Raw genomic sequence first — 11,996 nt, 5'->3', positions numbered from 1 at the left:
AGAGTAAGACCATCTTCTGGAACAAGAGTTCGTCCAAGTTCTTCTGGAACAAGAGTAAGACCGTCTTCTGGCACAAGAGTTCGCCCAAGTTCTTCTGGAACTAGAGTAAGACCATCTTCTGGTACAAGAGTTCGCCCAAGTTCTTCTGGCACTAGAGTAAGGCCGTCTTCTGGTACAAGAACGCAAAGATCTAGCAGATCTTTTAGCGCTCCAAGAAGTTCAAGTTCTTCTAGAGCTACCAGAGGAGGAAGCTCAAGAAGAAGAAACTAGAATTCAAAAAAAAAAATTACACGATTAAGACATTAAATTAATTATATGAAAAAGTTAATATTACTATTCATAGGTATCTTATCTATGCCTATAATTAGCGCTCAAGACATTAATGACGCATTAAGATATAGTAACGGAGACATACAGGGAACGGCACGATATCGTGCATTAAGCGGAGCATTTAACTCATTGGGAGGTGATTTAAGTGCTATAAGCTTAAACCCTGCTGGCTCCGCTATATTTACTAATAGTTACGCATCAGTTTCTCTGTCTAGCTACAATAATGATAATGAGACTTCTTTTTTTAACGGAAGAAACAATTCTTCAAACTCAGATATTTCCCTACAACAAGGAGGAGCTGTTTTTGTTTTTAAAAATTATAAAGAAGATTCAAATTGGAAAAAAGTAACATTAGGCATTGCCTATGATAATACAAAAAACTATAATGACGATTGGTTTAGTTCAGGCACAAATACAACATCTATAGATCGTTACTTTTTAAATAACGCTCAAGGCCTAAGACTAGATCAAATCTCTGCATTACCAGGAGAAAACACATCAGATGCTTATGCTGGTATTGGAAGCGCTTATGGTTATGTAAACCAACAAGCCTATTTAGGATATGACTCTTTTATATTAGAACCTGAAACATTAGATGACGATAACACGGTTTACAACTCCAATATTGCCGCAGGAAATTTTAATCAAGAATACAGTTATGCCGCTACAGGTTACAATGGAAAAATAGCCTTTAATCTAGGAGCACAGTATACAGATAACTTATACTTAGGTTTAAACTTAAATTCTCATTTTTTAAATTATGAGCGTACTACCTTTTTATATGAAGAAAATGCTAATGCTGGATCTGTTGTCACCCAAGTAGGTTTTGAAAACAACTTATCTACTATTGGTAGAGGATTTTCGTTTCAGTTAGGAGGTATATATAAAGTATCTAATGCTTTACGTTTAGGGCTATCTTACGATTCACCAACATGGTTAAGCATAGAAGAAGAAACTACACAATATATAGAAACTTTAAGAACAGAAGGAGGTTCAGATGTTTTACAAATTGTAGATCCACAAATTATTAATATTTTCCCTAGATATAGACTACAAGCTCCAGGAAAAATAACAGCAAGTTTTGCCTATATTTTTGGACAACAAGGTTTAATTAGTTTTGATTATTCTCGTAAAGATTACAGCAACACTAAATTTAAACCAACGTCTGACACTTATTTTGCTTCCCAGAACGCTATTATTAGTAATAACTTGCAAGCCGCAGCAACTTATAAAGTTGGTGGAGAATACAAAATAAAAAACTTTAGCTTAAGAGGTGGATATCGTTTTGAAGAAAGCCCATATAAAAACGAAACCACTATTGGTGATTTAACTGGCTATTCTTTAGGCTTAGGGTATAATTTTGGCAACACTAGATTAGATTTAACCTACGATCAAGCTAAACGCTCTACAAATTACCAACTGTATAACACAGGACTTACTGATGCTACAACTATAGATAATATAAACTCTAACATTACTTTATCTCTAGGGTTTAGATTATAAAAAACATAAAATACAAGTACAAGCAAAAGACTATAACAAAAACTGTTATGGTCTTTTTTTTGTCTTTACAAATAGTACTAGCTTATATTTGTGTATACAGAACTTAAAACTATAACTATGAAGCTCATATTAAGTTTAATATTATTCTCTAGTCTATCTTATGCCCAAAACAACAATTGGGCTAAATTAAAAAAATCTGCACACGCCATAGGTTTCTGTATTTATAATATTAATGAGGCTTATTGCAATGAACATAAAGCCATTTTAAATAAACACGAAGGAGAGGAAGATGAAGAAGTTCATTATTTTTTAATGAAAGAAAAATGGGCTAAAAAGAGAATAACAGATTGGGCTCAACAGCAAAAAAGCCACGCAAAAACACATATATTACTCTTCGATATTAATCAAGGCTTCAAGTATAAAAATAAATTGAATAACAAAAAGACCAATAATAGATTTTATATTATTGACTTAAAAGATCAATTAATTTTAAAAATAGGTTACAAAAAATATAACATAACGATTTCTAATAATAAACCTAACATACTGGAAAACTCATTGTGGCGAGAGTTTATGTCTGGGCGATTAGGACTTCTAAAAAAAAGAATAGAGTTTAATGCATTTTCTAAATCGAAACCAAACAGGCATTTAAAAAAATTTAAAAAACATTTTATATCCTACAGAACTAATCTATTAAAACAATAACAGAAAACACTTTTTCTATAAAAAAAGGTTAGAGAAATTCTATAAACTATTATCATAGGTGTATTGTAAATACTAATATATCGCTAAAATATTTTCTGAAGAAGAAGTATCCTCTTACCCCTATTCTAAGCTCAAATTGGACTATTTTATTATAACAGAGTATTAAAAATATACACTTCCAATTAAATAACATCACGCAGAAACTTTACACAACATTTATAATTTTAAAATTATATATGCTCGTCTTTCTCTTAGCTCTTCTAATACTTAAAAAAAACAGTAACCACATATAACAAATAACTACTTAAATCAAATTTACTTTTTATTAAATAGCAAACTCTTTTTACAAGAGCTAACAAGCAAATAATTGTTTCCTCTTACACTATAAATAAAGTTATAACATGCAGTAATACTTCTCTAAAAACAAAGTCAACTTCTAAAATTGACACTGTTAACAGGAAAATAAAGCAATAACCTTTAAACAATAGTTAATTTTATAATACCATTTAGTTTTTTATTAATTCAAAACAACACTCCTGTTACACTTTATTCTTTTTTATCTTTTGGAAACCATAAAAAAACTTATAAAACTTAATTTAAAGCACTTTTTAAGCGTTTTAAGCCAGTTTTAAGAAATTAACAATTGTTAATAAAAAGAGACTAAACCACTTAAAAAGCTTAAAAAAGCTATTTTAAAATTGTATATTTGTTTGTACTCGAAAGGATGCATTAATTGCATCTTTTTATGTGTAAAAGCAAAAAATAAACTAATACATAATAATATTTATGAGCGAAGAAAATAAGCCTCAATATTCGGCGGATAGTATTCAGGCCTTAGAAGGAATGGAACACGTACGTATGCGTCCATCCATGTATATTGGAGATGTAGGTGTAAGAGGTTTACACCATTTAGTATACGAGGTAGTAGACAACTCTATAGATGAAGCATTAGCAGGACACTGTAACAATATAACTGTAACCATAAACGAAGACAACTCGATTACCACAGAAGATGATGGTCGTGGTATTCCTGTAGGATTACATAAAAAAGAAGGCGTTTCTGCACTAGAAGTTGTAATGACAAAAATTGGTGCTGGTGGTAAATTCGATAAAGATTCGTATAAAGTATCTGGAGGACTACATGGTGTTGGTGTAAGTTGTGTTAACGCACTGTCCGATCACTTAAAAGCAACTGTACACAGAGAGGGTAAAATATGGGAGCAAGAATACGAAAGAGGGAAAGCACTATACCCAGTTAAAGCAACAGGAGATTCTGATAAAACAGGAACTATTGTAACTTTTAAACCAGATGCGACAATATTTACACAAACATTAGAATACAACTATGATACTCTTGCAAGTAGAATGCGTGAATTAGCATACCTAAATAAAGGTATTACAGTTCATTTAGTTGATAAAAGAAATAAAAAAGAAGATGGTTCTTTTGAAGGTGAAACGTTTCACTCTGAAGAAGGACTTAAAGAATTTATTACATTCTTAGATGCGACAAGAGAACCTTTAATGAAGGACGTTATTGCTTTTGAAGGTGAGAAAAACGGTGTTCCTGTAGAAGTTGCCATGATTTATAATACATCGTACGCAGAGAACTTACACTCTTATGTAAATAACATTAACACGCACGAAGGAGGAACACACCTTTCTGGATTCCGCCGTGGATTAACGCATACATTAAAGAAGTTTGCAGATGGCTCTGGAATGTTAGATAAATTAAAGTTTGACATCTCTGGAGATGATTTCCGTGAAGGATTAACAGCTATTGTATCTGTAAAAGTTGCAGAACCACAATTTGAAGGACAAACTAAAACAAAATTAGGAAACAGAGAAGTTTCTGCATCTGTAAGCCAAGCCGTTTCAGAAATGCTAACGGATTATTTAGAAGAACATCCAGACGATGCAAAAACCATTGTACAAAAAGTAATACTTGCTGCTCAAGCCAGACACGCTGCTCAAAAAGCACGCGAAATGGTACAACGTAAAACAGTAATGAGTATTGGTGGTTTACCTGGAAAATTATCTGATTGCTCAGAACAAGATCCAGAAAAATGCGAAGTATACCTAGTAGAGGGTGATTCGGCAGGAGGAACTGCAAAACAAGGACGAGATAGAGCTTTTCAAGCCATTTTACCATTACGTGGTAAAATTTTAAATGTTGAAAAAGCTATGACTCATAAAGTTTTTGAAAATGAAGAAATTAAAAACATTTTCACAGCCTTAGGAGTTACCATAGGAACAGAAGAAGACAGTAAAGCCTTAAACCTATCTAAATTAAGGTACCATAAAATTGTAATTATGTGTGATGCCGATATTGATGGAAGTCACATTGAGACACTAATTTTAACATTCTTCTTCCGTTACATGAAAGAATTAATTGAAAACGGACATATTTATATTGCTACACCACCTTTATATTTAATTAAACGTGGAGCAAAAAAGAGATATGCGTGGAACGATGAAGAACGTGCAGAAATTGTTTCTGAATTTGGAGAAGGCTCTAAAATTCAACGATACAAGGGTCTTGGTGAGATGAATGCAGAACAATTATGGGATACCACAATGAACCCAGAATTTAGAACATTACGTCAAATACACATTGATAATGGTGTAGAAGCCGATCGTGTATTTTCTATGCTAATGGGAGATGAAGTACCACCACGTAGAGACTTTATAGAAAAGAATGCAATTTATGCTAACATTGATGCATAAATTAATTTTTGTAATATTTTTATTGCCTGCAATAACACTAAGTCAAAATCAAGATTTAGACAATGTTGCAGGCGATTTAATATTCCTTACTGGCAATTATGTAGCACCCGCTGCACAAGCAACAACATACCAATCATCAGGAGGTTGGTACACTACTGCAAAGAAAAAGACACTTTGGGATTTAGAAATATCACTTCAAGCCAACGTATTATTTATCCCAAATAGCAAGCAAAACATTTTAGTAGAAGAATCTAATCTTACAAATTTAACTATTAAAGGAACCGAAACAACAACACACATCCCTTCTGCATTAGGCGGAAAAAGCAATGTTGTTTTTGAAGGCGTTATAAATGACAATACTTTTGAATTTGATGCTCCAGAAGGTTTAGACCAATCTTATGTTAATCATTACCAAGTTCAAGCGGGGCTAGGCTTATGGAAAGGCACAACTTTAATAAGTAGATATTCCCCAAAAATTAAAATAAATAAAACTCATTATCAAGTTTTTGGATTCGGATTACAACACAATATCTCTCAATGGGTACCTACATTAAAAGAATCATCATTTAATTTAGCAGGGCTAGTATCTTACTCAAATTATAATGTTAGTGACGAGTTTACTCCAGCTAATCTTGTTTTAGGAACTATAAATGCTATTAATGTAGAAGGAGAATCTTTACAATTTAATGTTTTAGCTTCCAAAAAAATAAAATCATTCGATATCTCTGCTGCTCTTGGTGTAAATATTAGCACTTTTACATACGAAATTGGAGGAAATGGAGAACTATTACTCTCCGTTTTAAATCAGGCATTAACAACCTTAGAGGACAATAAAACAAATTTTAAGGCAGATTTAGGAGTTAATTACAATTTAAACAACCTTTCCATAAATTCAATGCTAACTATTGGAGTTTATGCAAATGTTCTTTTTGGAATTAACTATAATTTAAACATCTAAAAAAATATAATACCACTGTAATAAGTTGAGTATTAAAAATTAGAAGATTTATTAAATAGTAAATTATTAGAAAGCGTAAGGATAAAACCTTACGCTTTTCAGTTTAAAAATGATAAATAATCACTACTTTTGCGATCATTAAAAACAATTACAATTAAAAGAAATAATATGAAAGTAACAGTAGTTGGAGCTGGAGCAGTAGGCGCAAGTTGCGCAGAATATATTGCTATAAAAAACTTCGCTTCAGAAGTAGTAATACTAGATATTAAAGAAGGTTTTGCAGAAGGTAAAGCTATGGATTTAATGCAAACAGCTTCTTTAAACGGTTTTGATACTAAAATTACAGGAAGCACAAGCGATTATACTAAAACAGCAAATAGTGATATTTGTGTAATTACTTCTGGTATTCCAAGAAAGCCAGGAATGACGCGTGAAGAATTAATAGGTATTAACGCTGGTATTGTAAAAATGGTATCTGCTAGTTTAATAGAGCATTCTCCAAATACAATAATCATTGTAGTAAGTAACCCAATGGATACAATGACCTATTTAGTACATAAAACTACTGGATTACCTAAGCATAGAATTATAGGAATGGGTGGAGCTTTAGATTCTGCACGTTTTAAATACAGATTAGCAGAAGCTTTAGAAGCACCAATAAGCGATGTAGACGGAATGGTTATTGGTGGACATAGCGATAAAGGCATGGTACCATTAACTGCTCATGCAACAAGAAACAGTGTAAAAGTATCAGAATTTTTATCTGAAGAGCGTTTAGAACAAGTAAAACAAGACACTAAAGTTGGTGGAGCAACATTAACTAAGTTATTAGGAACATCTGCTTGGTATGCACCAGGTGCCGCTGTTTCAGGATTAGTACAAGCTATTGCTTGCGACCAAAAGAAAATGTACCCTTGTTCTGCCTTATTAGAAGGAGAATATGGTTTAAATGACTTATGTATAGGAGTTCCTGTTATTTTAGGAGCAAATGGAATTGAAAAAATAGTTGAAATAGAATTAAGTGATGCAGAAAAAGCGCATTTAACAGAAAGTGCTGAAGGCGTTAATAAAACTAACGGATTATTAGAGCTATAATAAACACTCTAATTTCAAATAACAAAACCTCACTAGTCCTTACTTGTGAGGTTTTTATTTAAAAAAATAATTTATAATGTAACATTTTTAAAACTAGAAAGACTTACATTGTATGCGATTAATAAAAACAAATAAAATGAAAAAAGTATTTACATTACTAGCACTATCATTAACAGTTATGGTATCTGCTCAAAAAAAGATAACTGAAGGTGTTATTGTTTCTAAACAAACAATGTCTAGCGATAATGAGCAAGTTAAAGCTCAATTAGAAATGATGGGAGCTATGGAAACGACCACTTACTTTAAAAATGATAAAACAAGATCTGAGTTATCTAACCCTATGTCGGGAGATGTTGTAACAGTATCAAACGCTGAGAGTGTATTAGTATTAATGGATAATCCAATGCTAGGAAAAAAATACATGTTACAAAATGTAAAAGAAGCCGAAAAACAAGTACAAGATATACAAGTTACTCCTGGTACAGAAACCAAAACTATTTTAGGTTACGAATGTAAACAATATACAGTAGTTTTAAAACAAGATGCTGGAAACGTAGAAATGGAAATGTACACTACAGAAGATATCCCAGCTAGATCTCAACAAACTTCAATGGTAGCTGAAAAAGTTAAAGGGTTTCCTTTATATGTTGTGATGAAAATGAGCCAAATGGGCACAAACATGGTTATAACAACAGAAGTTACAGACATAAAAAAAGAGACTGTAGCAGATGATAAATTTAACATGACACCTCCAGAAGGTTATGAAAAAAAGGATGGTCAATAAGAAGCACCTTCATTTGAATAAAAAAAAGAGCAACGATAATGTTGCTCTTTTTTAGTTATATCCTTAAAACACCCTTTACATTTTAGCTTTTTAACACTCAATAATTTATAAATAATATAATTACTTAAAGACTATAGAAATACAGTCTTTATTTTTATATTTGGCGCATGAAAGCAAAATGGTATGTTAGTGCTTTAATTATAATCTTTACCCTACTTGGGGTACACAAAGAGCATATAACAATGCCAAATCAGCAGATTGTTTTACAATTTACTGATATTAAAACAGCATCTAGCGAGGTTGAAAAAACCTTAACTCTTGTTACCAAGCAGCTACAAGCCCTAGGAATTAATAACATTCAAGTAGAAGAACAAGGAAATAAACAGCTTAAAATCACATACTATAGCGATACAGATTCAAAAAGTATAAAGCAACTCCTTTCAAAAAACATCAGTTTAGATGTTAATCAATCAACTACAACATATAAGTATAAACAAGAATCTTCAAATACACCTAATAAAGATACTTCAAAAAACTACGATTTAGATGTATTTGATATTCAAAATGCTTCAGATGTTACTTCAGATTTAAGTAACAAATATGCATTTGAGCTTAAACAAGAATACGATCGTTCTTCAACACCTAACTTCAACACCTATATACCTGAAGTTTTAGTAGATGAAAAAAATCAACTTACAAAAGTTGCTTTAAAAATAAATAAAGCTATTGCAATAGCAATAGATAATACTTCACATAACATTCCAGAAGTTAGAGCTGGACCATCTTTTATATAAGTAATTCCCTCAATCAAAAAATTAAGGAAACAATTTCTTGATAAAATAATAGCTAAATAAAAGCTATAGAAATCACATATAAAAAAACATAAATAGTCAACTAAATTTGTTGACACAAACATTAGAAAAATGCAAAACAAAGGATTAATAAAACTCTTTGCACTTTTATTTGGATTGGTAAGTATTTACCAATTGTCTTTCACTTTTAAAAATAATTCTATAGAAAGTGAAGCAAACCAAGTTGCAGAAAGTAAATTCGACGCTTCAGTAGAAGGTAGGAAAAAGAAAGTGAGTACCTATGAAGCTAAATATCTAGACTCTTTAGTTAATGATACTACAAAAGTATATTTAGGTAACACATACTCTGAAGTTAAGAGTAAATCTATGAAACTAGGTCTTGACCTTAAAGGAGGTCTAGAAGCTATTTTACAAGTATCTGTAAAAGATATCTTAATTGGTTTAGCTAACAATAGCCAAGACCCAACATTTAGAAAAGCTTTAGAAGACGCAGACGAGCTTCAAAAAAATGGACAAAACGATTATAAAGATGATTTTTATGCCGCTTTTGATGCCATTAAAGGAGACAAAACATTAGCTTCACCAGATATTTTTGCAACACGTTCTTTAGAAGACGAAATTCAAATAGGAACATCAGATGATGAAGTAAAAACAATTCTTTCAAGAAAAATAGACGAATCTATAAACTCTGCATTACAAGTACTACGTACTCGTATTGATCAATTTGGTGTAGCCTCTCCAAACATTCAACGTTTAGGTACATCTGGTCGTATTTTAGTGGAATTACCTGGTGTAAAAGATGTAGAACGTGCTAAGGAATTAATAACTAGTACTGCTGAGTTAGAATTCTGGGATGCCTATAAAGGTGCTCAATTTTACAAATACTTTGAAGATGTAAATACATTATTAAAAAATAAGTTAGAAGCTAATACAGCATCAGAGACCGAAAATGCAACCGCTCAAACAGATTCAACTCAAACAAAAGAGGAAGATGATATTATTGGTGATTTAACAGGAGAAGAAGACACTACTAAAAAAGCAATTAACCCTTTATTCGATTTAGTTAAAGCGCCAGGCTACCAAAATGGACCAATTGTATATAGTTTTGACATAAAAGACAAAGCAAAAGTACTTGAAATGATTGATAGTAGAGAAGCTAGAGCTCTATTACCTGCTGAACTTAAAAATGTAAAATTTGTATTTGGTAAACCAAGAAAAGATAGCGAATTAACAGAGTTATACGTACTTAAAGGTACTAGAGATGGTGTCCCACCATTAAGCGGAGGTGTTGTAGATGATGCTCGTCAATCATTCAACCAAGTTAACAAGCCAGTGGTAAACATGCAAATGAACCCTAAAGGTGCTAGAATATGGGAACAAATGACAAAACAAGCTAATCTTCAAGATAGCCAAATTGCAATTGTTTTAGACAATATAGTATATTCTGCACCAGGTGTAAATACTGTTGGAGGAATTCCTGGAGGTAACTCTGAAATAGCAGGAGATTTCACACTTAATGAAGCTACCGATTTAGCAAATGTATTACGTGCTGGTAAATTACCTGCTAAAGCAGAAATTATTCAATCTGATGAGATTGGACCAACATTAGGTAAAGAAGCAATTGAAAGCGGAACAATGTCATTTATAATAGCATTAGTATTAGTACTATTATGGATGGTATTCTATTATGGTAAAGCAGGTTTATATGCAGATATAGCTATGTTATTAAATATTCTATTAATCTTTGGTATTTTAGCTAGTGAAGTTGTTTTAACATTACCTGGTATTGCTGGTATTGTATTAACAATTGGTATGTCTGTAGATGCCAATGTGCTTATTTTTGAACGTATTAGAGAAGAGCTAACTAAAGGAAAAGATCAAAAAACAGCAATTAAAGATGGGTTTAGTAATGCATTGTCTTCTATTTTAGATGCGAATATAACAACAGGTTTAACGGCTTTAATATTATTTATTTTTGGAACTGGACCGATTAAAGGTTTTGCTACCACATTATTAGTAGGTATCCTTACTTCATTATTCACAGCTATATTTATTACTAGGTTATTAATAGATTGGTATGCTGAAAAAGGAGGAAAACTAGATTTCTCTACAGGAATAACTAAAAACTTATTTAGAGGTATAGATGTAGCGTTTCTTAAAAAACGTAAAGTGGCATATATTATCTCTGGAGCATTCATCTTATTTAGCTTAGGATCTTTATTCACTAATGGATTGGACCAAGGTGTAGATTTTGTTGGAGGTAGAACATACCAAGTTCGTTTTGAACAAGATGTTAATGCAGCCGAAATCACAGATATTTTAGCTAGTCCTGAAGTATTTGAAAGTGCTCAAGCTAAAACATTTGGAGGATCTAACCAGTTAAAAATTACAACTAAGTATAAAATTGATGAAGCTTCAGAAGAAGTTGATGAAGAAATTAGACAGAAGCTACATACTGCATTACAACCTTACTTAAATGGAATGGATTATGCTAGTTTTACTGATAATTCTGAAAAAGATGCAGGATTAATGAAGTACTATAAAGTAAGTCCAACAATTGCAGATGATATTAAATCTGCATCATTCTGGGCTGTATTAGGTTCTTTAGTAGTCGTTTTCCTTTATATTTTATTCCGTTTTAAAAGATGGCAATTCTCTTTAGGAGCTGTAGCTGCTGTATTCCATGATGTATTAATTGTTTTAGGTGTATTCTCTTTATTATATAAAGTAATGCCTTTCTCAATGGAAATTAATCAAGCATTTATAGCCGCAATATTAACAGTAATTGGATACTCATTAAATGATACGGTGGTAGTATTTGATAGAATTCGTGAATTCTTCAATGAACACTCAGATTGGCCTTTTAATAAAGTTATTGACAAATCATTAAGCAGTACTTTAAGTAGAACATTAAATACATCTTTAACAACATTAGTAGTATTATTAGCAATCTTTATTTTTGGTGGAGATTCTATTAGAGGATTTATGTTTGCCTTAATTATTGGTGTAGTAGTAGGAACATACTCTTCATTATTTATTGCAACTCCAATCATGTACGATACTGTTAAGAGAGGTGATGCTACCG

General features: G+C 31.7%; 9 protein-coding genes. All 9 read left to right on the top strand.

What is annotated here, in order from left to right:
* The coding region (locus tag ACVC2P_RS01205) for a hypothetical protein (RefSeq protein WP_452596660.1) at positions 1-270 on the top strand (270 nt) is incomplete at its 5' end.
* Between the two features lie 45 nt (positions 271-315).
* The gene (locus ACVC2P_RS01200) at positions 316-1,833 is read left to right on the top strand and encodes an OmpP1/FadL family transporter (RefSeq protein WP_452596659.1); all 1,518 of its coding nucleotides are present in this window, start codon (positions 316-318) and stop codon (positions 1,831-1,833) included.
* A 117-nt stretch (positions 1,834-1,950) separates the two neighbouring features.
* Positions 1,951-2,538, top strand: coding sequence for a hypothetical protein (locus ACVC2P_RS01195; protein ID WP_452596658.1), 588 nt, complete (start codon positions 1,951-1,953; stop codon positions 2,536-2,538).
* Between the two features lie 786 nt (positions 2,539-3,324).
* Positions 3,325-5,262 (top strand): DNA topoisomerase (ATP-hydrolyzing) subunit B, encoded by a 1,938-nt coding sequence (gene gyrB, locus ACVC2P_RS01190; protein WP_452596657.1) that lies wholly within the window; start codon positions 3,325-3,327, stop codon positions 5,260-5,262.
* On the top strand, positions 5,255-6,220 hold the full coding sequence (locus ACVC2P_RS01185; RefSeq protein ID WP_452596656.1) for a DUF6588 family protein: 966 nt from the start codon (positions 5,255-5,257) through the stop codon (positions 6,218-6,220). The genes gyrB and ACVC2P_RS01185 overlap by 8 nt, the downstream gene beginning before the upstream one ends.
* A 168-nt stretch (positions 6,221-6,388) precedes the next feature.
* Positions 6,389-7,315 carry a malate dehydrogenase gene (gene mdh, locus ACVC2P_RS01180; protein WP_452596655.1) on the top strand — a complete coding sequence of 309 codons (927 nt, stop codon included), beginning with the start codon at positions 6,389-6,391 and terminating at the stop codon, positions 7,313-7,315.
* Between the two features lie 136 nt (positions 7,316-7,451).
* Complete coding sequence (locus ACVC2P_RS01175) at positions 7,452-8,099, top strand: DUF4412 domain-containing protein (protein ID WP_452596654.1); 648 nt, start codon at positions 7,452-7,454, stop codon at positions 8,097-8,099.
* A 167-nt stretch (positions 8,100-8,266) separates the two neighbouring features.
* Complete coding sequence (locus ACVC2P_RS01170; protein WP_452596653.1) at positions 8,267-8,893, top strand: hypothetical protein; 627 nt, start codon at positions 8,267-8,269, stop codon at positions 8,891-8,893.
* A 129-nt stretch (positions 8,894-9,022) separates the two neighbouring features.
* Positions 9,023-11,996: protein translocase subunit SecDF (gene secDF, locus ACVC2P_RS01165; RefSeq protein WP_452596652.1), on the top strand; the 2,974-nt coding region annotated here is incomplete at its 3' end.

The sequence above is a fragment of the Pontimicrobium sp. MEBiC01747 genome (assembly GCF_053601635.1).
Note: the sequence above shows the minus strand (reverse complement) of the source record. Positions and strands in the feature narration are given on the sequence as shown.

Excerpts from the sequence above, each read along its gene's own strand:
- ACVC2P_RS01200 (WP_452596659.1), top strand. The coding sequence starts at position 316 with ATGAAAAAGTTAATATTACTATTCATAGGTATCTTATCTATGCCTATA.
- ACVC2P_RS01195 (WP_452596658.1), top strand. The coding sequence starts at position 1,951 with ATGAAGCTCATATTAAGTTTAATATTATTCTCTAGTCTATCTTATGCC.
- gyrB (WP_452596657.1), top strand. The coding sequence starts at position 3,325 with ATGAGCGAAGAAAATAAGCCTCAATATTCGGCGGATAGTATTCAGGCC.
- ACVC2P_RS01185 (WP_452596656.1), top strand. The coding sequence starts at position 5,255 with ATGCATAAATTAATTTTTGTAATATTTTTATTGCCTGCAATAACACTA.
- mdh (WP_452596655.1), top strand. The coding sequence starts at position 6,389 with ATGAAAGTAACAGTAGTTGGAGCTGGAGCAGTAGGCGCAAGTTGCGCA.
- ACVC2P_RS01175 (WP_452596654.1), top strand. The coding sequence starts at position 7,452 with ATGAAAAAAGTATTTACATTACTAGCACTATCATTAACAGTTATGGTA.
- ACVC2P_RS01170 (WP_452596653.1), top strand. The coding sequence starts at position 8,267 with ATGAAAGCAAAATGGTATGTTAGTGCTTTAATTATAATCTTTACCCTA.